General features: G+C 67.5%; 18 protein-coding genes. 5 read left to right on the top strand and 13 right to left on the bottom strand.

Annotated elements, in window-relative coordinates:
* Positions 1 to 125: 125 nt before the first annotated feature.
* Entirely contained in the window at positions 126 to 1,790 is a 1,665-nt protein-coding gene (locus tag KUD94_RS02920) for a Na/Pi cotransporter family protein (protein WP_218238393.1), read from the bottom strand.
* 98 nt (positions 1,791 to 1,888) lie between these two features.
* On the opposite strand from KUD94_RS02920, the gene KUD94_RS02915 reads away from it, so the two are divergent.
* Together KUD94_RS02915 and KUD94_RS02910 are read left to right on the top strand one after the other, a co-directional pair.
* Positions 1,889 to 2,755: a hypothetical protein gene (locus KUD94_RS02915; protein WP_218238392.1), complete on the top strand. Its 867-nt coding sequence runs from the start codon at positions 1,889 to 1,891 to the stop codon at positions 2,753 to 2,755.
* A 220-nt stretch (positions 2,756 to 2,975) separates the two neighbouring features.
* The gene (locus tag KUD94_RS02910) at positions 2,976 to 3,842 is read left to right on the top strand and encodes a hypothetical protein (protein WP_218238391.1); all 867 of its coding nucleotides are present in this window, start codon (positions 2,976 to 2,978) and stop codon (positions 3,840 to 3,842) included.
* Between the two features lie 70 nt (positions 3,843 to 3,912).
* Here the strand turns inward: KUD94_RS02910 and lspA are convergent, their stop codons facing one another.
* From lspA to KUD94_RS02895, 3 genes are all read right to left on the bottom strand, one after another.
* Positions 3,913 to 4,434 (bottom strand): signal peptidase II, encoded by a 522-nt coding sequence (gene lspA / locus KUD94_RS02905; protein ID WP_218238390.1) that lies wholly within the window; start codon positions 4,432 to 4,434, stop codon positions 3,913 to 3,915.
* A complete protein-coding gene (gene ileS / locus KUD94_RS02900) occupies positions 4,427 to 7,282 on the bottom strand; it encodes an isoleucine--tRNA ligase (protein WP_218238389.1) in 2,856 nt (951 codons plus the stop codon). Before ileS ends, lspA begins: the two co-directional genes overlap by 8 nt.
* An 83-nt stretch (positions 7,283 to 7,365) precedes the next feature.
* Positions 7,366 to 8,403, bottom strand: coding sequence for a bifunctional riboflavin kinase/FAD synthetase (locus KUD94_RS02895; protein ID WP_218238388.1), 1,038 nt, complete (start codon positions 8,401 to 8,403; stop codon positions 7,366 to 7,368).
* Positions 8,404 to 8,558: 155 nt separating this feature from the next.
* Between KUD94_RS02895 and KUD94_RS02890 the strand changes: the two genes are divergently transcribed.
* Positions 8,559 to 9,116: an HNH endonuclease gene (locus tag KUD94_RS02890; RefSeq protein ID WP_218238387.1), complete on the top strand. Its 558-nt coding sequence runs from the start codon at positions 8,559 to 8,561 to the stop codon at positions 9,114 to 9,116.
* A gap of 22 nt (positions 9,117 to 9,138) precedes the next feature.
* Here KUD94_RS02890 and KUD94_RS02885 read toward each other — a convergent pair whose 3' ends face one another.
* The 6 genes from KUD94_RS02885 to KUD94_RS02860 form a co-directional block, all read right to left on the bottom strand.
* Positions 9,139 to 10,458, bottom strand: coding sequence for a tetratricopeptide repeat protein (locus KUD94_RS02885; RefSeq protein WP_218238386.1), 1,320 nt, complete (start codon positions 10,456 to 10,458; stop codon positions 9,139 to 9,141).
* An 85-nt stretch (positions 10,459 to 10,543) separates the two neighbouring features.
* Positions 10,544 to 12,151: an HD family phosphohydrolase gene (locus KUD94_RS02880; RefSeq protein ID WP_218238385.1), complete on the bottom strand. Its 1,608-nt coding sequence runs from the start codon at positions 12,149 to 12,151 to the stop codon at positions 10,544 to 10,546.
* Between the two features lie 44 nt (positions 12,152 to 12,195).
* Complete coding sequence (gene glmM / locus KUD94_RS02875; protein ID WP_218238384.1) at positions 12,196 to 13,527, bottom strand: phosphoglucosamine mutase; 1,332 nt, start codon at positions 13,525 to 13,527, stop codon at positions 12,196 to 12,198.
* Positions 13,528 to 13,555: 28 nt separating this feature from the next.
* A complete protein-coding gene (folP, locus tag KUD94_RS02870) occupies positions 13,556 to 14,383 on the bottom strand; it encodes a dihydropteroate synthase (RefSeq protein WP_218239166.1) in 828 nt (275 codons plus the stop codon).
* Between the two features lie 65 nt (positions 14,384 to 14,448).
* Positions 14,449 to 16,365, bottom strand: a complete 1,917-nt coding sequence (ftsH, locus tag KUD94_RS02865; protein WP_218238383.1) for an ATP-dependent zinc metalloprotease FtsH — start codon at positions 16,363 to 16,365, stop codon at positions 14,449 to 14,451.
* Positions 16,366 to 16,496: 131 nt separating this feature from the next.
* Complete coding sequence (locus KUD94_RS02860) at positions 16,497 to 17,150, bottom strand: RlmE family RNA methyltransferase (protein WP_218238382.1); 654 nt, start codon at positions 17,148 to 17,150, stop codon at positions 16,497 to 16,499.
* 19 nt (positions 17,151 to 17,169) lie between these two features.
* Between KUD94_RS02860 and yhbY the strand changes: the two genes are divergently transcribed.
* Together yhbY and KUD94_RS02850 are read left to right on the top strand one after the other, a co-directional pair.
* Entirely contained in the window at positions 17,170 to 17,640 is a 471-nt protein-coding gene (gene yhbY, locus KUD94_RS02855) for a ribosome assembly RNA-binding protein YhbY (protein WP_218238381.1), read from the top strand.
* A complete protein-coding gene (locus KUD94_RS02850; RefSeq protein ID WP_255568981.1) occupies positions 17,640 to 18,398 on the top strand; it encodes a glycosyltransferase in 759 nt (252 codons plus the stop codon). The genes yhbY and KUD94_RS02850 overlap by 1 nt, the downstream gene beginning before the upstream one ends.
* A gap of 53 nt (positions 18,399 to 18,451) precedes the next feature.
* Here KUD94_RS02850 and KUD94_RS02845 read toward each other — a convergent pair whose 3' ends face one another.
* The 3 genes from KUD94_RS02845 to greA are packed head-to-tail and all read right to left on the bottom strand — an operon-like array spanning position 18,452 to position 20,252.
* Entirely contained in the window at positions 18,452 to 19,345 is an 894-nt protein-coding gene (locus tag KUD94_RS02845) for a Kdo hydroxylase family protein (RefSeq protein WP_218238380.1), read from the bottom strand.
* The gene (locus KUD94_RS02840) at positions 19,326 to 19,766 is read right to left on the bottom strand and encodes a DUF4149 domain-containing protein (RefSeq protein WP_218238379.1); all 441 of its coding nucleotides are present in this window, start codon (positions 19,764 to 19,766) and stop codon (positions 19,326 to 19,328) included. The genes KUD94_RS02845 and KUD94_RS02840 overlap by 20 nt, the downstream gene beginning before the upstream one ends.
* A gap of 9 nt (positions 19,767 to 19,775) precedes the next feature.
* Positions 19,776 to 20,252, bottom strand: coding sequence for a transcription elongation factor GreA (gene greA, locus KUD94_RS02835; RefSeq protein ID WP_218238378.1), 477 nt, complete (start codon positions 20,250 to 20,252; stop codon positions 19,776 to 19,778).
* Between the last annotated feature and the right edge of the window lie 33 nt (positions 20,253 to 20,285).

Raw genomic sequence — 20,285 nt, 5'->3', positions numbered from 1 at the left:
GCTGAAGCGCGCCTTCGCTGGCTTTGGCCGATTTGCAACAGAGGCCGAGGACGGCAGCCAGAAGCGAGGCTAAACCCGTCTGCGCCTGGCTGCACCTGGCCCGGGCGCAGGCTCAAGCCAAGGCTTCAGACCTTGGGCAGGCCGCCTTCATGCCCGACCGCCCGCTCGCGCCCCGAAGGCAGGGCGCCGGCCTGCTCCAGGATGGGGTAGGCAGTGGCGCTGATGAGCGAGTTGATGCGCCGCAGGTCCGACAGCAGGTCGATGTGCAGCGAGCTCGTCTCCATGCTCTGCGTCGCGCGCTCGGCCAGCCGCGCCAGATGGTTGGCCGCGTAGGTGCGCTCCAGCGCACGAAAGTGCCCCTTTTCCTCCAGCAGGCGCTGGGCGTCGCGCACCGTGCCGTCCAGGAACACCCCCATGCTCAGGCGCAGGTTGTTCACCAGGCGTGCATGCAGGTCGGAGATCTCGGCCATGCCGGCCTCGGAAAATTCCACGCCCTTGCTGATCTTCTTTTCTTCCACATCCTGCACGATGCGCTCGATGATGTCGCCGATCTGCTCCATGTTGATCGTGAAGCTGATGATGTCGGCCCAGCGCCGACTCTCCTTTTCGCCCAGGTCGTCGCGCGGGATCTTGGTCAGGTAGTACTTGATCGCGGAATACAGGCTGTCCACCTCGTCGTCCATCTCGCGCAGCCGCATGGCCAGCGATTCGTCGTTGTGGCGTATCACCTCCATCACGCCGGCGAGCATGTTTTCCACCACGTCGGCCTGTGTCAGCGCCTCGCGCACCGCCAGGCTCATGGCCAGCGACGGCGTGGACAGCGCCGAGGGGTCCAAGTGGTGCGGCCGCTGGCCCGGCAGCCGCGCCGGCTTGGGCAGCAGGCGCGCGATCAGCCGCGCCACCCATTGGGTCAGGCCGATGAAGCCCACGCTGATGATCACGTTGTAGGCCAGGTGAAACAGCACCACGCCGTGCGCCACGCCGGGCATGTGCGGCTGCACCAGGCGCAGCCACAGGCCGACGAAGGGCGCCATCACCGCCACGCCCAGCAGCTTGAACAACAGGTTGCCCACGGTCACCTGCTTGACTTCGGTATCGGCGCCGGCCAGGGTCAGCACCGCCGCCAGGCCATTGCCCACATTGGCTCCGAGCACCAGGCCCAGCGCCATGTCCACCGGCACCACCTGCGACGCGGCCATGGCGGCGATCAGCAGCACCACGGCCAGGCTCGAGTAGGAGATGATGGCCAGCACCGCGCCGATGAGAATCTCGGCCAGCAAATCCTTGCCCAAGGCCTCCAGCACCACGGCGGTGACGGGCGAAGCAAGCATGGGGTCGCTGGCCTGCACGATGCGCTCCAGCGCCAGCAGCATCAGCCCCAGCCCGATGAAGATGCGCCCCACCCGCCCGGCTGTGCTGGCCTGGCGCGTGATGAACAACACCACGCCGACGAAGATGAACATCGGCGACAGCCAGGACAGGTCAAAAGACAGCAGCACCGCCATCAGCGCCGTGCCGATGTCCGCCCCGCGCATCACCGCCAGCGCCGCCGGCAGCGAGATCAGCCCCTGCCCGACGAAGGAAGCCGTCATCAAGGCCGTGGCCGTGCTGGACTGCACCAGCGCCGTCACCCCTATGCCCGACAGCGCCGCCGTAAAGCGGTTGCCCAGGCTGCGCGCCAGCCAGGCGCGCAAATTGGCACCAAACACCCTCAGCACCCCGGTGCGTACCAGGTGCATGCCCCACACCAGCAGGGCGATGGCGGCCAGCAAATTCAGAAGGTGTTTCATGGATACGGGCGCTGCATCGGGCAATCCCTCGTTGCCCGTGCGTGCAAGCGCACAGCATACCCGCAGGCACGGACGCGGCGCCTACACTTGCGCGCGCCATGACACAAGCGCAACACGGGCCCGCCCTGGGCATTGCCTCGCGGGGCGGCAGAATCACCTGGACGCTGATCGATGAGCTCGGCGGCAGACCGGCGCTGCTCGGCCAGGGGCAGTGCGCGCGCCTGGAAGAGCTGCGCACGCTGCGCGACGCGCAGGGCGCACCCCTGCTGCCGCCCCGCAGGGTCGGCGCAGGCTGCTCCAGCATGAGCCCGGCCTTGACCGTGCTGTTTCCCACGGCCAGCACCCAGTCGGTGGACCCGGTACTGGCCCACCTGCTGGCGCCCCTGGCCTATGAGACGCCTCCGGCGGGCCCCTGTCTGGTGCTGGCCGCCACGGCCAGGCACACCGTGCTCGCGCGCCTGGACGACGCCGCGCACTGCCGCGTCCTCGCCCATGGGCTGGACCTGCCCGCCGGCGCCGTCTTCGACGCGCTGGCGCTGGCGCTGGGCATGGAAGCACCGGGCGGGCCGACGCTGGAGCGCCTGGCCGACTTCGGCAACGCCGATGCGCTGGACTTGCCCGAGGCCGACGAGGCCGAGACGCCAGCCGGATTTGTCTTTGCCCCCCTGCGCGCTGCCGCCCTCGCGCGCGTGCGGGCACTGGAGGGCAGCCCCTGCGAACAGCCCCGCGCCGACCTGGCCGCCGCCGTGCAGGCCGCGGTGGTGCGCCGACTGCTGGCGCCCACGCTCGACGCCTTGCGGCGCAGCGGCCTGAACCAGGTGGCGCTGAGCGGCGGCGTCACGCGCAACCAGGCCTTGCGCCAGGCACTGCAAGCCCATTGCCGCGTGATCGCCCCCGCACGCAAACCGTCCGCCAGCGCGCGCCTTGCGCTGGCGGCGCTGCTGGGCCACGGTCGCTTGGCTTGACGCCCGCGGCCGCAAGCCGCAGACCGTTTATCGGGTTTTGCAGCAAGCTCTTCAGGCCGACTGGAAGGCCGCGCCTTTCCGCATTCTTCGGGGGTCCATACGTGATTCGTTACCATGGCTGCGCCCAGAAACGTTTTCCAGAGGGGGAAAGCGTCTCGCCTCGGGCTTGGGTTTCAGGCCGAAGCCAGCGGCGTGGGCATGCAAGCACGAAGGAAGAGCCATGCAAAAACGATATTTTCAGATACCGGCCTTGATCATCGCGACCGCCGCCTTGGCGGCATGCGGCGGTGGTTCCAGCAGTTCCGACCCTGGCCCGGCGCCCACGCCCGCACCTGCGCCAACCCCCGCACCTGCGCCAACCCCCGCACCTGCGCCGACGCCAGCGCCCGCCCCTACACCGGCGCCGACTCCGGGCCCGACCACCGGCGCTGCGTCAGACTGCTTCAGCGATGCACTGTTTCACAATGGCGCGACCGCACAGCTCGACTACCAGCTCAGCGGCGGCGCAACCGGGACGAGCTCGCACCAGATTTCCGTTTCCACCGGTGCGACCTACAACGGGCAATCCGGCCTGTTCGACCACAAGTCCATCATGGTCACGGAGTTTTCCGCGCCTGCAGAGCTGGCGGCACCAGGCCGCGCTGTTGCGACGATCCACACCTACGCGAAGCTGGACGGCATGACAACGCTCACCTATGGAACTACTGCGGACGTGGCGATAGCGGGCATGAACTTCAACGTCGCGACCACCTACAGCCCGCCCCTGGCGGACGCAAGAATGACGTTGGCAGCGGGCGGCACGACGCGCTCCAGCGCTACGGCAACGGTTGTAAGTTCCATCGCTCCGACCGAGGTGAGTCAAGAGACGCTGACCTCCACCTACCTCGGCCAGGAAAAGATCTCCATCCTTGCTGGCACTTTCGATACCTGCAAATTCGAGATCACCGAAGGCGACGGCATCAAGACGACACATTGGTTCGGCGTCGGCAATGGGGTTCCGTTGAAATATGTTGGCCCTCAAGAAGGCGTCGCGGACGTCACCATGGAGCTGATGCCCAGCAGCCGTCTGAACAACGCTCCGCTGTAACGCGGAGCGCACCGCCGCGCTTCGGCGCGGCTTGCCCGAGCAAAAGCACATCGCACAGCGATGTGCTTTTTCATTTAGCCGACGCTACCTTGCTGCGCCGCAGCTCATCGACGATCAGGCACACCGCGCCGAGCGTGATCGCCGAATCCGCGAGGTTGAATGCCGGGAAGTGCCCGCGGTAGAAGATGCCCGCGAGCCAGGACCAGTGGAAATCGAGGAAATCCACCACATAGCCGTGCTGCAGGCGGTCCAGCACATTGCCCGCCGCGCCGCCCAGAATGCTGGCGAGCGCGAAGGAAAACAGCTTCTGGCCCGGATGGCGCAGCAGTTGCCAGACGATGAAGGCGCCAATGATCAGGCCCAGGGCGACGAAGAGCCAGCGCTGCCAGCCGCTGGCGCCCGCCAGAAAGGAAAACGCCGCGCCACTGTTGTGCGCGCGCACGATGTTGAAAAAGCCGGTGATGGCGGTCGCGTCGCCCAGTTGGTAAGCCTGCAGGATGAGCAGCTTGGTGAGCTGGTCGAGCACCAGCACCAGGGCAGCCCAGCCCAGCCAGGGCAGCGCGGCGCGCCCGCCCTTGGGCGCCTCAGGCATGAACGCGCCGCTCGCCGTCGCCATACAGATTGCTCACGCAGCGTCCGCAGATCGTCGGGTGCGCCGGGTCTGCACCCACGTCCGCGCGGTAATGCCAGCAGCGCTCGCATTTGTGCTCAGAACTGGCTGTAACGCTTATCTGCAGGGCGTCAGCAGCTTTCAATTCAATAGCAGAAACGATGAACACGAACTTCAAGTCCTCGCCCAGGCTGGCCAGCAGCGCATGGTCTTCGGGGGCGGCCGCAAGCGTGACCACCGCCTGCAGCGACGAGCCGACGACGCCGGCCTCACGCTGGTTTTCTATCTCCTTGTTCACCGCCGCGCGGATCTCCAGGATGCGCTGCCAGCGCGCGAGCAGTGGCTCGTCCACCGCCGCCATCGGGCAATAGGTCTGCACGAAGATGGATTCGGAGTTGCCAAACACCTTCCAGGCTTCTTCGGCGGTGAAGGACAGGAAGGGCGCCATCCAGCGCAGCATCGCGTGGGTGATGGCGTGCAGCGCGGTCTGCGCGCTGCGCCGCGCCAGGCTCTTGGGAGCGGTGGTGTAGAGCCGGTCCTTGAGCACGTCCAGATAAAAACCGCCCAGATCTTCCGAGCAGAACAGCTGCAGCCGCGCGACCACCGGGTGGAATTCATAGACCTGGTAGTGCGCAAGAATCTCCTGCTGCAGTGCAGCGGTGCGCGCCAGCGCCCAGCGGTCTATCTCCAGCATCTCCTCGGCCGCCACCGCGTCGCGCGCCGGGTCGAAGTCGCTCACGTTGGCCAGCAGAAAGCGCAAGGTGTTGCGGATGCGCCGGTAGCCGTCGACCACGCGCGCAAGAATCTTGTCGTCGATCGCGAGGTCGCCGGAGTAATCGGTCGAGGCGCACCACAGCCGGATGATCTCGGCGCCCAGGCGAGAGCTCACCTCCTGCGGCGAGACGGTGTTGCCCAGCGACTTGCTCATCTTCTTGCCCTGGCCGTCCACCGTGAAGCCGTGCGTGAGCAGGCCGCGGTAGGGCGCGCGGCCGTAGATGGCGCTGGCCAGCAGCAGCGAGGAATGAAACCAGCCGCGGTGCTGGTCGTGCCCTTCCAGGTACAAATCCGCCTCGGAGCCCTCCTCGTGGTGCAAGTGCGGGTGCGTGCCGCGCAGCACGTGCCAGAAGGTGGAGCCCGAGTCGAACCACACCTCGAGGATGTCGGTGCTCTTGGTGTAGTGCCGGGCGTCCTCGGCGCCCAGCACGTCTTCGGCGCTCAGGCGGCTCCAGGCCTCGATGCCGCCCTGCTCCACGATGTCGGCCGCCTGGTCGATGATCGCGAGCGTGCGCGGGTGCAGCTCGCCGCTGTCCTTGTGCAGGAAGAAGGGCAGCGGCACGCCCCAGGAGCGCTGGCGCGAGATGCACCAGTCGGGCCGCCCGGCAATCATGTCGCGCAGCCGCGCCTTGCCGTTTTCCGGATAGAAATTCGTGTTTTCTATAGCTGCCAGCGCAATCTGGCGCAGCGTTTGCGCCGGTTTTTGTGCTGGATCTGTGAACACGCCTTCACCCTCGTCCATGCGCACGAACCACTGGGCCGCGGCGCGGTAGATGACCGGGCTCTTGTGGCGCCAGCAATGCGGGTAGCTGTGCGTGATGTGGCGCGTGTCCAGAAGCCGCCCGGCCAGCTTCAGCGCATCGATGATGAGCGGCACGGCCTTCCAGATGAACTGGCCGCCGAACATGCCCAGGTCGGGCGCATACACGCCATTGCCCTGCACCGGATTGAGAATGTCCTGCACCTTCATGCCATTGGCCACGCAGGAGTTGAAGTCCTCCACACCGTATGCGGGCGCGCTGTGCACGATGCCGGTGCCGTCCTCGGCGGTGGCGTAGTCGGCCACGTAGACGGGCGAGAGGCGCTCAAACCCCTTGTCCACATGGGCGAGCGGATGCCGAAACGGCATGTGGTCGAGCTTGGCGCCCAGCGTGGTCGCGACGACCTTGCCGTCGATTTGCCAGCGTTCCAGGCATTTGTCGACCAGCGCCGAGGCGACGATGAGCAGGCCGCGCTCGGTATCGAGCAGGCTGTATTCGAGCTCGGGGTTGACGTTGAGCGCCTGGTTGGCCGGGATCGTCCACGCGGTCGTGGTCCAGATCACCGCAAAGGCAGGCTTGTCCAGCTTTGCCAGGCCGAACGCGGCGGCCAGGCGCGCCGGATCGGCCGCGGGAAACATCACGTCCAGCGTCTGGCTGCCCTTGTCCTGGTATTCGATCTCGAACTCCGCCAGCGACGAGCCGCAGTCAAAACACCAGTACACCGGCTTGAGCCCGCGGTAGACAAAGCCGCGCTGCATCACTTTTTTCAGCGCGCGCAGCTCCCCCGCCTCGTTGGCGAAGTCCATGGTCTTGTAGGGGTGCTCCCACTCACCGAGCACGCCCAGGCGCTGGAAGTCCTGCATCTGCTGGGCGATCTGCTCGGTGGCAAACGCGCGGCCCCTGGCCTGCATCTCGTCGCGCGGAAGATTGCGGCCGTACTTCTTTTCGATGGCGTTTTCGATCGGCAGGCCGTGGCAGTCCCAGCCCGGCGTGTACAGCGCGTCATAGCCCTCGAGCTGGCGCGCCTTGACGATCATGTCCTTGAGGATCTTGTTGACCGCATGGCCGATGTGGATCTGGCCGTTGGCATACGGCGGGCCATCGTGCAGGATGAACTTGGGCGCGCCCTGGCGCGCGTCGCGCAGCTTCTTGTACAAGCCCTTGTCGTTCCACTCCCTGACCCAGCCGGGCTCGCGCCGGGGCAGGTCGCCGCGCATCGGAAACGGCGTGTCCGGCATGTTCAGCGTGGCGCGGTAGGCGCTCTCGGACGCGTGCTTGGGTTTGGAATCGGGCATGGAAGACTTTCAAGAACTGGGCGCTGGCAGGCGCTGCGCCGGCAAGCGGGGGAAGGTGACGGCTCAGGCCGGGCGGGCCTGCGTCAAATTCGGTCGCGCGTCGTCTGGCGGCGGGTTTGCAGCCAGGTGCTGGCGAAATAGGCGCGCGCCGCATCCCGGTCGCGCGCTATGCCTTCGGTGAGCGCCTGCAGGCTGTCGTAGCGCAATTCGTCGTGCAATTTGCAGAGCAGTTCCACGCAGATGATTTTACCGTAGCCCCCTTCGGCGCCGAGCTCGGCGGGCCAGTCCAGGCAGTGCGTCTCCAGCAGCACGCGCCCCGCGTTCACGTCGTCCGGATCGAGCGAGGGGCGCACGCCCAGGTTGGCTACGCCGGGCAAAGGCGCGTCGCCCAGGCCGTGCACCAGCACCGCGAAGATGCCGCTGGCCGCAGGCTTCCAGTGGCTGAAGCGCAGGTTCAGCGTGCGAAACCCGTCGCCCGCCCCGGCGCCGCTCGCGCCCAGCTCGCGCCCCAGCCGCCGCCCATGCACCACATGGCCGGAGATGGCATAGGGGCGCCCCAGCAGGCGCGCGGCAGCGTCCATGTCGCCGGCGGCCAGGGCTTCGCGCACCGCAGTGCTGGAGACGCGCTCGCCATGCACTTCGTAGCTGAGCATGCGCGCCACGTCAAACCCGGCGGCGCGTCCGGCGGCGTCCAGCATGTCGTAGTCGCCCGCACGCCGCGCGCCAAAGCGAAAGTCGTCACCGACGAGCACATAGCGCGCGCCCAGCGCGCCCGCTACTACGTCGTCGATGAAGGCCTGCGCCGGCAACTGCGCCAGGCGCGCATTGAAGCGCAGCACCACCACCTGGTCCACGCCGCAGCGCGCAAGACCCGCGAGCTTGTCGCGCAGCGTGCCTATGCGCGCCGGCGCCAGCTCGGGCTTGCGCTGGCTGGCGGCAAAGTAGTCGCGCGGATGCGGCTCGAAGGTCAGCACGCAACTGGCCAGCGCGCGCTGGCGCGCCTCGGCCACGAGCAGCGCAAGCATCGCCTGGTGCCCACGGTGCACCCCGTCGAAATTGCCTATGGTCAGCGCGCAGGCGGGCGCCAGGCCGCTGGCCTGCAGGCCGTGGAAAATTTTCATTCAGACGCTCAATTTTGATAGCTTGCAGCGCTTGGCCTTCACGGGCTGGCTGGCGATTGCGCTGCGAAGGCGAGTATATTGCGCGCTGGCGGCCGGCAATGGCATGCAAGCGGGCCGCCGGCACGCTTGTGCCCGTGCATGCGATGGAGCTGTCCGTGAAAGTCTTGAAGCTGTCGGCCCGCGGTCTGCCGCAATCCTGGATCACGCCCGAACACGCGGTCACGCACTACGCCGCTGGCGACGTGCGCTGGGAGTTGGGCAGCCGCGTGGCGCTGTTTCGCGGTGGCCACAACGCGCGCACCGGCAGGCAGTCGCGCATCGAGGTCAGCAGCATCATAGGCACGCGCGGCGTGCCCGACATCAACCCCTTCGAGCTGCAGCCCAGCCTGACCAATGCCAAGCTGTTCCAGCGCGACCGCAACCTCTGCGCCTATTGCGGCGGCCACTTCAAGGACGAAGACCTGACGCGCGAGCACATCGTGCCCGTGGCCCGCCAGGGCCCCAACCACTGGATGAACGTGGTCACGGCCTGCCGCGCCTGCAACCACCGCAAGGCCTCGCGCACGCCCGAGCAGGCGCACATGCCGCTCTTGTACGCGCCCTATGTGCCCAGCCTGTGGGAAGACTTCATCCTGCGCAACCGCCGCATCCTGGCCGACCAGATGGATTTCCTGATGGCGCACGTGCCGCACTCATCGCGCCTGCTGAGCTGAAGGGGCGGCCGCGCCCCGACCCTCAGGCGGGCGCCTTGTGCGCGCGCACCAGAATGCCGCGCACCGGCACGCCGGCTTCACGGCGCAGGTCCAGCTCCTCGATCTCGACGGACTCGAAGCCGGCCTCGCGGCACAGGCGCGCCACGTGGCTGCGCTTGTGCGCGTAGCGGCCGTTGGGCTGCAGGATGAGGTCCGCGCCGTCCTCGGGCGCCAGTTCGCAGGAAAAATAGAAGTCGCCCGCGGGTTGCAGGATGCGGTGCGCATCGGCCACGGCGCGCGACAGCTCGCCGGTATAGATGAACACGTCCAGCGCGGCCAGCACCTCGTACTGCGCCTCTGGGGTGGCGGCCAGCGCCTCGTTCAGGTCCACGGTGTGAAAGCGGTCGTAGACTTTGTGGCGCGTCGCCTGCTCGATCATCTTCTGCGACACCTCGACGCCGATCAGAAAGCCGTCGAGCCGCCCCAGGCAGACGCCCAGAAGGCCGGTGCCGCAGCCCAGGTCGAGCACGTTCAGGTGCTTTTGCGGGTAGCGCTGCAAGATCTTGTCGGCCACGATCTTGGGCAGCCGGTAGCCGAGGCCGCGCACCACGTGCTGGTCGTAGAGCTCGGCCATGCCGTCGAACAGCGCGCGGTTGAGCTCGACCGGCTGGTGCGCGGGCGTGTGGCCGCTGGCCAGCTCGGCGTAATAGGCCACGACCGGGTCGTCCGGCAAGAGCTGGCCCAGCGCGGCGGTATCGGCGGCGGCGTCGGTGGGCCGGCCCATCGCCACGCAGGTGTGCACGCGCCCGAACAGCGCTTCGCGGTCCTGCGGGTCCTGCTCGAGCAAACCGCCCCAGACCTGCAGCGCCTCGCCGTACTGAGCCAGGTTGCTGAGGTCGCGCGCAAGCAGGCGGCGCAATTGCGGATCGCCGGGCACCAGCTCCAGGCCGCGGCGCAGGTGGCGCACGGCCATCTCGGTGTGACCGGCGCGATGGGCAATGTCCACCACGCCCGCCAGCACCAGCAGGTTCTTGGGCTCGAGCCTCGCGACATCTTCGGCCTTTTCCAGCGCTTCGGCAAACTGGTTCTGGCGCGCCAGCAGCAAGGCCAGCTCCAGCAGCCCCGGGCCCCAGCCCGGTGCGCTGGCCACGCTCTTGCGCAGCATCTCGAAGGCGCCCTTGACGTTGCCCGACTTCTCGGCCATGAGCCCTGCCAGCATGAAGATGCGCGCGTCGCCCGGCGCGATCTTCTGCGCCTCGTTGAGCGTCAATGCCGCCTCGCGCAGCTGGCCCTGCCCCATCTGGGTGCGTGCGGTTTCAAGGTATTGGCGTATCGGATCGGCCTGGGCGGCGGTGGTGTTCATGTGAAAAAAGACCAGAGGCGCAGCCGATCGCGCGCCGGCTGGCGGTAAAGAAAGAAAGACCGCGGATTATCCGCGCTGCCAGCGCCTATACGTCGATCTGCGCCGGATCGAGAAACTCCTGCGCATAGCGCAGGTAGACCTTTTCCTTCAGGAAAACGTCGAAAAGATCGGGATCGATGTGCCCGCCCTCGCACATGCCGTGCATGATGGCCAGCGCCTGCGACAGCTTCATGCCCTGCTTGTAGGGGCGGTCGGCAGCGGTGAGCGCCTCGAAGATGTCGGCGATGCCGAGCATGCGTGCCTGCCAGGACATCTGCTCGCGCGTCAGGCCCCGCGGGTAACCCTTGCCGTCCATGCGCTCGTGGTGGCCGCCGGCGTATTCGGGCACATTGCGCAGATGGCTCGGCCAGGGCAGGCTCTCGAGCATGCGTATCGTGCTCACGATGTGGTAGTTGATGACGTCGCGCTCGGCCTGGGTCAGCGTGCCCTTGCGGATGCCCAGGTTTTCCAGCTCGTCGCTGCTCAGCAGCGCGGTCGGCACGCCCTCGGGGTTGCGCCACTCGCGCCGGGCGCTGATGGCCCGCAGGCGCTCCTGGTCGGCCGCCGACATGGATTCGCTGCCGACGTTGCAGGCGCGCAGGAAGTCGCGCTCGGCGTCCAGTTCCTGGCATTGGCGGCGCAGCCCGTCGAGCAGCTCACGCTCGCCCGCCTCGTCGGCCAGAGGGCGCAGCGCCAGCTGGCGGCGCAGCGCGTCGATCTCGGCGTCGCGCTTGAGCACCTCGAAGCGCGTGTCCACCAGGCCGATGCGGTCGTAGATGGTCTGCAGCTTGGTCGCCTTGTCCACCACGTGCACCGGCGTGGTGATCTTGCCGCAGTCGTGCAGCAGGCCGGCCATCTTGAGCTCGTAGCGGTCGCGATCGCTCATCGAAAACGCGGCCAGCGGCCCTTCGCTGGTCTGGTGCGCGGCCTCGGCGAGCATCATGGTGAGCTCGGGCACACGCTGGCAGTGGCCGCCGGTGTAGGGAGATTTCTCGTCTATCGCCTGGTTGATCAACTGCACGAAGGATTCGAACAGGCGTTCGAGCTGGTCGATCAGCAAGCGGTTGGTCAGCGCGATCGCCGCCTGCGACGAGAGCGACTCGGCAATGCGCCGCTCGCCCGCGGAAAACGGCCGCACCGCGCCGGCCTGCGCGCCGCCGGCGTTGATGAGCTGCAGCACGCCGATGATCTCGCTGTCGTGGTTCTTCAGCGGCACGGTGAGGAATGAGCGCGAGCGGTAGCCGGTACGTGCGTCAAACGCGCGCGTGCCGGAAAAGTCGAAGCGCGCGCTGTCGTAGGCGTCGTCGACGGCCACCGTGGTGTCGTGCACCGCGGCATGCACCGCCACCATGTGGTCGTTGGGCGCGCCGCTCTCCAGATACAAGGGCAGCAGCGGCAGGTCGAGCGGCTCCTCGCCCTGCCCGCCCCGGCGCACGCCCAGCGAGTGTGTGCGCATGAGCACGAAGCGCAGCGCCGCGCCGTCTTCGGTCACGCGGTACAGCGTGCCGCCGTCGGCGCCCGTGAGGGTCTGGGCGGCGTCGAGGATCAGCTCCAGCAGGCGCCCGAGATCGCGCTCGCGCGAGAGCGCCGCGCCGACGGCATTGAGCTGCTCCAGCCGCTTGAGCAGAGAGCGAAGATCTTCCTTGTCCGCCATCGCCACCTCCTTGCAGGCGCGATGGTAGCGTGTGCGTGCAGCGCTCAGGAGCGCAGCGTGTCGGCGAGCTGGCGCGCGCAGCGATCGGCCTGGTCCTGCTCGGGCGATTCGACCATGATGCGCAGCAGCGGCTCGGTGCCGCTGGCGCGCACCAGCACCCGCCCGCGCTCGCCCAGCTCGTCCTGCACCTGGCGCGTGGCCTGGGCCAGGGCGCTGCTCGCGCGCCAATCCTGGCCTGGCACGAGGCGCACATTGAGCAGCACCTGCGGATAGAGCACCACGCCGTCCAGCAACCGGGCCAGCGCCAGGCGCCGCCCGACGCAGGCCTGCAGCACTTGCAGGGCGCTGACCAGGCCGTCGCCCGTGCTGTGCTTGTCCAGCGCCAGCAGGTGGCCCGAACCCTCGCCGCCCAGGCGCCAGCCGCGCGCCAGCAGCTCTTCGAGCACGTAGCGGTCGCCCACCTTGGCACGCACGAAGGGCACGCCCTGCTGCGTGAGCGCGCGCTCCACGGCCATGTTGGTCATCAAGGTGCCAACCACGCCGCCCACGGCTTCGCCGCGCTGCAGGCGGTCCATGGCGATCACGTAGAGCAGCTCGTCGCCGTTGTACAGCCGCCCGGCGGCGTCGACCATCTGCAGCCGGTCGGCGTCGCCATCGAGCGCAATGCCGAAGTCCGCATGGTTGGCGCGCACCGAGCGCACCAGCGCGTCCGGGTGGGTCGCGCCCACCGCGTCGTTGATGTTCAGCCCGTCGGGCGCGCAGCCGATCGCGATCACGTCGGCGCCCAGTTCGTGAAACACCTTGGGCGCGATGTGGTAGGCCGCGCCATGGGCCGCGTCGACGACGATCTTCAGCCCCTTGAGCGTGAGATCATGGGCAAATGTGCTCTTGCAGAACTCGATGTAGCGCCCCGCCGCGTCTTCCAGCCGCCAGGCCTTGCCCAGCTCGGCCGCGCCGACCCACTGGGCGGGCTGCTCCAGCGCCTGCTCGACTTCAAGCTCCCAGGCGTCGGGCAGCTTGGAGCCGCGCGCGTCGAAGAACTTGATGCCGTTGTCGGCAAAGGGGTTGTGCGAAGCGGAAATGACCACGCCCAGATCGGCGCGCAGCGCCCGGGTCAGATAGGCCACGCCCGGGGTCGGCAGCGGGCCCAGCAGCACCACGTCCACCCCGGCGGAATTCAGCCCCGATTCCAGCGCCGATTCGAGCATGTAGCCCGAAATGCGCGTGTCCTTGCCTATCAGCACGCGCGGGCGCTCGGCTTGGCGCTTGAGCACCCGGCCGACCGCATGGCCCAGGCGCAGCACGAAGTCGGGCGTGATCGGCTCGCGGCCCACGGTGCCACGTATGCCGTCGGTTCCAAAGTATCGGCGCGTCAATTTTTTCCTCCGGTTTGCGCTGTGGTTCTCAGGCCTGCTGCGCGGCGCGCAGCACCGCCAGGGCGGCCACGGTTTCCTTCACGTCGTGCACGCGCACCACGGCCGCACCCTGCTGCACCGCCAGCACCGCGGCCACCGCGCTGACCGCCACGCGCTCGCGCGCCGCCAGGCCCGTGACCGCACCGAGCGAGGATTTGTGCGACCAGCCGATCAGCAGCGGGTAACCCGCAGCCAGCAGCTCGCGCTGGCGCGCCAGCAGCGCGAAATTTTGCTCCACCGTCTTGCCAAAGCCTATGCCGGGATCGATGGCAATACGACGCCTTTCGACCCCAATCCCAGTCAGCTCCTGCGCTGTGCGCTTCAAAAACGCGAGCACCTGGGCGGACGCGTCGCCCTGCATGGGCGCCAGTTGCATGGTCTGCGGCTCGCCATGCATGTGCATCAGGCAGACACCGCAGTCGCGCCGCGACGCCACGACCTCGCGCGCGCCCGGCTGGCGCAGCGCCCAGATGTCGTTGATGATGTCCACGCCCAGGTCCAGCACGCGCTGCATCACTTGGGGTTTGTAGGTGTCGACCGAAACCGGCACGCCCAGCGTGAGCGCGGCGCGCACCACGGGCAGCACGCGATCGAGTTCTTCGTCCAGCGGCAGCGGCGGGCTGCCCGGGCGGGTGGATTCACCGCCAATGTCGAGGATGTCCGCGCCTTCGGCCACCAGGCGCTCGCAATGGGCGATGGCTGCTTGGGCGCTCGCGTGGTCGCCGCCGTCGGAGAAGGAGTCGGGCGTGACGTTGACTATGCCCATCACGCGCGGGCGGGCCAGGTCTATCGTGAACCGCGTGGTCTGCCAGTGCATGAAGGAGGACTCTGCAAGATGGCGCATGGGGCGCTCGCTGGCGCCCCATGTGCTTGGCCGACGGCTCAGGCCGCCGTGGGTGCGGGATCGGTCTTGACCGGCGGCGGGTTGCCCGGGCCATTGCCCCCGGACGGCGGGGTGCGCGGCGTCCAGTCCTTGGGCGGGCGCGGCTCCTTGCCGGCCATGATGTCGTCGAGCTGCTCCATGTCTATGGTCTCCCAGTCGAGCAGCGCCTTGGCCATGGCGTGCATCTTGTCCTGGTTCTCCTCGATCAGCCCGCGCGCCAGCGTGTACTGCTCGTCGATGATGCGGCGCACCTCGGCGTCGACCTTCTGCATGGTCTCTTCCGAGATGTTGGTGGTCTTGGTGACCGATCGGCCCAAAAAGACCTCGCCCTCGTTCTCGGCGTAGACCATGGGGCCGAGCGCCTCGGACATGCCGTACTTCATGACCATGTCGCGCGCCAGGTTCGTCGCGCGCTCGAAGTCGTTGCTCGCGCCCGTGGTCATCTGGTGCATGAAGACTTCTTCGGCGATGCGCCCGCCAAACAGCATGGCGATCTGGTTGAGCATGTACTCCTTGTCGTAGGAATAGCGGTCGTTCTCGGGCAGCGCCATGGTCACGCCCAGCGCGCGCCCGCGCGGGATGATGGTGACCTTGTGCACCGGGTCGCACTTGGGCAGCAGCCGACCGATCAGCGCATGGCCGCTCTCGTGGTAGGCGGTGTTGCGCCGCTCTTCCTCGGGCATGACCATGGACTTGCGCTCCGGGCCCATGATGATCTTGTCCTTGGCCTTTTCGAAGTCCTGCATCTCGACCACGCGGGCGTTGCGCCGCGCGGCCATCAGCGCGGCCTCGTTGCACAGATTGGCCAGGTCGGCCCCGCTCATGCCGGGGGTGCCGCGCGCGATGATGCCCGGGTTCACGTCCTGGCCCACGGGGATCTTGCGCATGTGCACGTTCAGGATCTGCTCGCGGCCGCGAATGTCGGGCAGCGTGACATAGACCTGGCGGTCAAAGCGCCCGGGGCGCAGCAGGGCCGCGTCCAGGATGTCCGGCCGGTTGGTAGCCGCGACGACGATCACGCCGAGGTTGGTCTCGAAGCCGTCCATCTCGACCAGCATCTGGTTGAGCGTCTGCTCGCGCTCGTCGTTGCCGCCGCCCAGGCCCGCGCCGCGCTGGCGGCCCACGGCGTCGATTTCGTCGATGAAGATGATGCAGGGGGCGTTCTTCTTGGCGTTTTCAAACATGTCGCGCACGCGCGCCGCGCCCACGCCGACGAACATCTCGACGAAGTCCGAGCCCGAAATGCTGAAGAACGGCACCTTGGCCTCGCCCGCAATCGACTTGGCCAGCAGCGTCTTGCCGGTGCCAGGCGGGCCGACGAGCAGCAGGCCGCGCGGAATGCGCCCGCCGAGCTTCTGGAATTTCTGCGGGTCTTTCAGGAAATCGACGACTTCCTGCACCTCTTCCTTGGCCTCGTCGCAACCCGCGACGTCCGCAAAGGTGACGGTGTTGTTGTTCTCGTCGAGCATGCGCGCCTTGGATTTGCCAAAGCTGAAGGCGCCGCCCTTGCCGCCGCCCTGCATTTGTCGCATGAAGTAGATCCACACGCCGATCAGGAGCAGCATCGGCCCCCAACTGACCAGCAGCGTCATGAGGAGTGAGCCCTCTTCGCGCGGCTTGACGTCGAACTTGACGTCGTGGTCGATCAGATCGCCCACCAGGCCGCGGTCGAGGTAGGTGGCCGTGGTGCGGATGCGCCGGTCGTCGGTGGTGACGGCCATGATCTCGGTGCCGCCCGGGCCTTCCTGGATGGTGGCCGAGCGGATGCGGTTGCCCCTGACCTGTTCCAGGAAGTCGGAATAGCCGACATTGCCCGCTCCCATGCTCGCGCGGGTGTCAAACTGCCGAAAGACGGTAAACAGCACCATGGCCACCACCAGCCAGACGGCAATTTTCGAAAACCACTGATTGTTCAAGCGCTGCTCCAATAGAGGCGGCCGTGCGCGCCGCCGGGAAATCTCAGGGGGCAATTGGGGTTCATTGTAGGCGTTTCAACCCGTGCGCCCCTCTGGAGCACCCCCACGCGCCTGAGGCAATTGGCGCGGATTCAGCGCAGGCCCAGCCCGACCAGATAGGTTTCCGCCGACTGCTCGCGCGAGGCCTTGGGCTTGATCACCTTGCATTGGCGAAAGTGGCGGCGAAACAGCGCCACCAGATCGTCGTAACCGGGGCCGTGAAACACCTTGGCAAGCAGCACACCGTCGGGCTGCAGGTGCTGCAGCGCGAAATCCAGCGCCAGCTCCACCAGGTGGGACACGCGCGCCGCGTCCGCCGAGGCAATGCCCGAGAGATTGGGCGCCATGTCCGACATCACCACGTCCACCGCGCGCCCGCGCACCAGGGTCTGCAGGCGGGCCAGCACCGCCTCGTCGCGCAGGTCACCCAGCAGGAAGTCCACGCCCTCGATGTGCTCCATGGGCAGCAGGTCGAGCGCCAGCAACTGGCCGTCGAGCACGCCCACGGCCGCGCCCTGGGGCGCGAGCCGGCGGCGCGCATACTGGCTCCAGGCGCCTGGCGTGCTGCCCAGGTCCACCACCAGCTGCCCCGGCTTGAACAGGCGCAGGCGCTCGTCGATCTCCTTGAGCTTGTAGGCGGCGCGGGCGCGGTAGCCCTCCTTGTGCGCCAGCTTCACCCAAGGGTCGCTCGCCTGCTGCTGCAGCCAGGCCTTGTTCACCTTCTTGCTCTTGGTTTGGACTTTCATTGGCGGGGATAATACGGCGATGCCGAAAATCGTCTTGAGCGCCGCCGAGCGGCGCGCCCACCGGGCCGACGCCCACCACCTGGACCCCGTCGTGATGGTGGGCGGCGACGGCCTGAGCGAGGCCGTGCGCAAGGAGGTGGACGCCGCGCTCAATGCCCACGGCCTGATCAAGGTGCGCGTGTTCAGCGACGAGCGCAGCGAGCGCGAGGCGATCTACGAGCAACTGGCGCAGGACTTGAACGCCGCGCAGGTGCAGCACATCGGCAAGCTGCTGGTGCTGTGGCGCCCCATCCCGCAAAAGCCCAAGGCGGTGGATGAAAACCGCAAGCCCGGCCCGCGCGAGGTCAAGGTGCTCAAGTTCGGCCGCCCGGGCCAGCGCCCCGAGGTCAAGCAGCTCAAGGTGCTGGGCAACCAGCGCCTGACCGCTGGCGGGCAGATCAAGCGCGCCAAACCCAAGCAGAAGTCGCTCAAGAAGCGCCAGAGCGACTGATGGCAGACGGCGCGCGCCACATCCTGTGCATGAAGTGGGGCAGCAAGTACGGCCCGCACTACGTCAACCGCCTCTACGCCATGGTGCGCAGGCATCTGAGCGGCGACTTTCGCATGGTCTGCCTGACGGACGACGCCAGCGGCGTCGTGCCCGAGGTGCAATGCCTGCCGATTCCGCCGCTGAACCTGAATCTCAAACCCGGCCAGCGCGACGGCGCCTGGAAGAAGCTGACGACCTTCGAAGGCGATCTGCACGGGCTCAAGGGCACGGCCCTGTTCCTGGATCTGGACGTGGTGGTGGTCGGCTCACTCGACGGCTTTTTCGAGCAGCCGGGCCAATTCCTCATCATCCGCGACTACCCGCGCTTTTGGCGCTTTGGCGAGCGCATCGTCGGCAACTCGTCGGTCTACCGCTTTGAACTGGGCGCGCATGCCGACGTACTGGAACACTTTCGCAGCCACATCCAGGACGTGCAGCGCAAGCACCGCAACGAGCAGCATTACCTGTCGCACTTTCTGCATCGCCAGGGCAAGCTCTCCTACTGGCCGGCGGGCTGGTGCCCGAGCTTCAAGTACGACTGCATTCCCGCCTGGCCGGCCAATTACTGGCGCGAGCCCGCCGTGCCCGAAGGCGCGCGCATCGTGGTCTTTCATGGCGAGGTGAATCCGCCCGACGCCGTGGCCGGGCGGCGCAACAAGCGCTGGCACTACATGCGTGCGGCGCCCTGGGTGGCGCAGGCCTGGGGCGATGGATTTTGAGCCAAAAGCGGCTCAAAGCCTTGCTGCAGCAGCGCTGACAGCTATCAAAATATCTATTGACCGACGCCGGCACCCACGCCCGCCAGCGGACGCCCCATCAGCCGGGTGAGCGTCTGCAGCGGGCTGGCGGCGGGGTTGACCTCGCGCCCGGGCGGCAGGTAGAGCGTCTGCTCCATCATGTACTGCCCGCTCATCACCGCATGCACCGCCTGGTCGGAATAGCACACCCAGCAACTGCCGGCGGGAAACGGCGCATTCCATTGCGCGCCATGGCGCTGGTAAACGTCGTCGCGCTTCATCAGGTCGTGCAGCTGCAGCATCAGGTGGTCGTACTCGCTGCGCAATGACTTGGTGACGCGCAGCGCCTGCAGGGCACGCGCCTGCCACAGGCGATAAGGCTTGGCTTGGGGCAGAAACTGCCTGGCGACGCTCTCGAAGTCGGCGCCCACGCGCCACACGCGCGGCGCGCCCTGCGGGTGGATGTTGACGAAGACGCGCAGGATGCGCTCACCGTAGTTGGGGCGGGACGGAAAGGCGTCCACATGCAGGCGCTTGTCGTCGGCGCGCACCGACTGCTGGCGCGTCTGCACCTGGCGCGGGCGAAAGCTGGTCGGGGCCGTGCGCAGCACGCCGCGGTATTCGGGAAACAGGCCGTCGACCAGCGCCAGCGCCTGCGCGCGAAAACGCCCGACCATGGCAGCGAGCTGCGCGCGCTCCTGCGCGCTGCCGCCCGCGCCCTTGAGCGCGCCGCTGGCGTCCAGGCTGACGTTGCGCGAGCGGGGCGCGAGCATGTCCTCGCGCAGCAGCGCCTGTTCATCGGGCTGCACCTGGAAGGCCAGCGCGGGAAAGAACAAGACCTTGCCCGCCTCGACCGCGGCAGTCCATTCGGGGCGCGCGCGCACGGCGTCCCAGGCTGCGAGCTTGGCTTCAACGATCGGAGACTGCATCTGCCCTCGCTCCTGCGGGCCCGGCCAGCCGCCACAGCACCACGCTGGCGCACAGCCATTGCCCGAAATACATCACGGTCGCCGCGTTATGCCACAGGCGCACGCCGTGGTAGGCAATGACCTTGGGCGCCACGCCAAATTGCAGCAGCAGCGCAAGCAGCATGCCGAGGATCACAAAAACAAGAGCTGTTCGCGCCCACGGGGCAACGGTTTCAGAGTGTTTTGGCCTTGAAACGACCAGCAGGAGCGCGCAACATGCTACGGAAATCCAGGTCTGCGCCTCGAACAGGCCGGCGGTCACATGGCCTGCCAGCATCTTCTGCGGCACGCGCATGAAGACCAGCGGCACCGCCACGAAGCCGATCACCGACAGGCTGCTCCACCACAGCGCGGCGGCAAGAATGGGCAGGCGCTGGAACATCGGCCAGGCTCAGACGTAGCGCACGGCCACGACTTCGTAGGAGCGCACGCCGCCCGGCGCCTGCACGTCGGCGGTGTCGCCCACTTCCTTGCCGATGAGCGCGCGCGCGATCGGGCTGCCGATGTTGATCAGGCCGTGCTTGAGGTCGGCTTCATCTTCACCGACGATCTGGTAGGTCACCGCGTCGCCCGTGTCCACGTCTTCCAGATCGACCGTGGCGCCAAAGACCACGCGGCCCTCGGCGTCCAGCGTGGCCGGGTCGATGATCTGCGCGGCCGAGAGCTTGCCCTCGATCTCGGCGATACGCCCCTCGATGAAGCCCTGATGGTCCTTGGCGGCGTCGTACTCGGCGTTTTCGCTCAGGTCGCCCTGCGCCCGCGCCTCGGCGATCGCGGCGATCACGGCCGGGCGCTCCTTGGTCTTGAGTCGCTGAAGCTCGGCCTTGAGCTTTTCAGCGCCGCGCTTGGTGATGGGAAGGGTAGCCATGGAAAATCACACCGATGAGGAAGCCAAAACAAG

Origin of the sequence: Comamonas sp. NLF-1-9 (assembly GCF_019195435.1) — a bacterium.
Lineage (GTDB): Bacteria > Pseudomonadota > Gammaproteobacteria > Burkholderiales > Burkholderiaceae_C > Comamonas_C.
The sequence above is the reverse complement of the archived record's forward strand: the minus strand, read 5'-3'. Positions and strand labels throughout refer to the sequence as shown.

Excerpts from the sequence above, each read along its gene's own strand:
- KUD94_RS02910 (WP_218238391.1), top strand. The coding sequence starts at position 2,976 with ATGCAAAAACGATATTTTCAGATACCGGCCTTGATCATCGCGACCGCC.
- KUD94_RS02920 (WP_218238393.1), bottom strand. The coding sequence starts at position 1,790 with ATGAAACACCTTCTGAATTTGCTGGCCGCCATCGCCCTGCTGGTGTGG.
- KUD94_RS02895 (WP_218238388.1), bottom strand. The coding sequence starts at position 8,403 with ATGAAAATTTTCCACGGCCTGCAGGCCAGCGGCCTGGCGCCCGCCTGC.
- KUD94_RS02860 (WP_218238382.1), bottom strand. The coding sequence starts at position 17,150 with ATGAAAGTCCAAACCAAGAGCAAGAAGGTGAACAAGGCCTGGCTGCAG.
- greA (WP_218238378.1), bottom strand. The coding sequence starts at position 20,252 with ATGGCTACCCTTCCCATCACCAAGCGCGGCGCTGAAAAGCTCAAGGCC.
- lspA (WP_218238390.1), bottom strand. The coding sequence starts at position 4,434 with ATGCCTGAGGCGCCCAAGGGCGGGCGCGCCGCGCTGCCCTGGCTGGGC.
- yhbY (WP_218238381.1), top strand. The coding sequence starts at position 17,170 with ATGCCGAAAATCGTCTTGAGCGCCGCCGAGCGGCGCGCCCACCGGGCC.
- folP (WP_218239166.1), bottom strand. The coding sequence starts at position 14,383 with ATGCACTGGCAGACCACGCGGTTCACGATAGACCTGGCCCGCCCGCGC.
- KUD94_RS02850 (WP_255568981.1), top strand. The coding sequence starts at position 17,640 with ATGGCAGACGGCGCGCGCCACATCCTGTGCATGAAGTGGGGCAGCAAG.
- KUD94_RS02880 (WP_218238385.1), bottom strand. The coding sequence starts at position 12,151 with ATGGCGGACAAGGAAGATCTTCGCTCTCTGCTCAAGCGGCTGGAGCAG.
- KUD94_RS02915 (WP_218238392.1), top strand. The coding sequence starts at position 1,889 with ATGACACAAGCGCAACACGGGCCCGCCCTGGGCATTGCCTCGCGGGGC.
- KUD94_RS02840 (WP_218238379.1), bottom strand. The coding sequence starts at position 19,766 with ATGTTCCAGCGCCTGCCCATTCTTGCCGCCGCGCTGTGGTGGAGCAGC.
- KUD94_RS02885 (WP_218238386.1), bottom strand. The coding sequence starts at position 10,458 with ATGAACACCACCGCCGCCCAGGCCGATCCGATACGCCAATACCTTGAA.
- ileS (WP_218238389.1), bottom strand. The coding sequence starts at position 7,282 with ATGCCCGATTCCAAACCCAAGCACGCGTCCGAGAGCGCCTACCGCGCC.
- KUD94_RS02845 (WP_218238380.1), bottom strand. The coding sequence starts at position 19,345 with ATGCAGTCTCCGATCGTTGAAGCCAAGCTCGCAGCCTGGGACGCCGTG.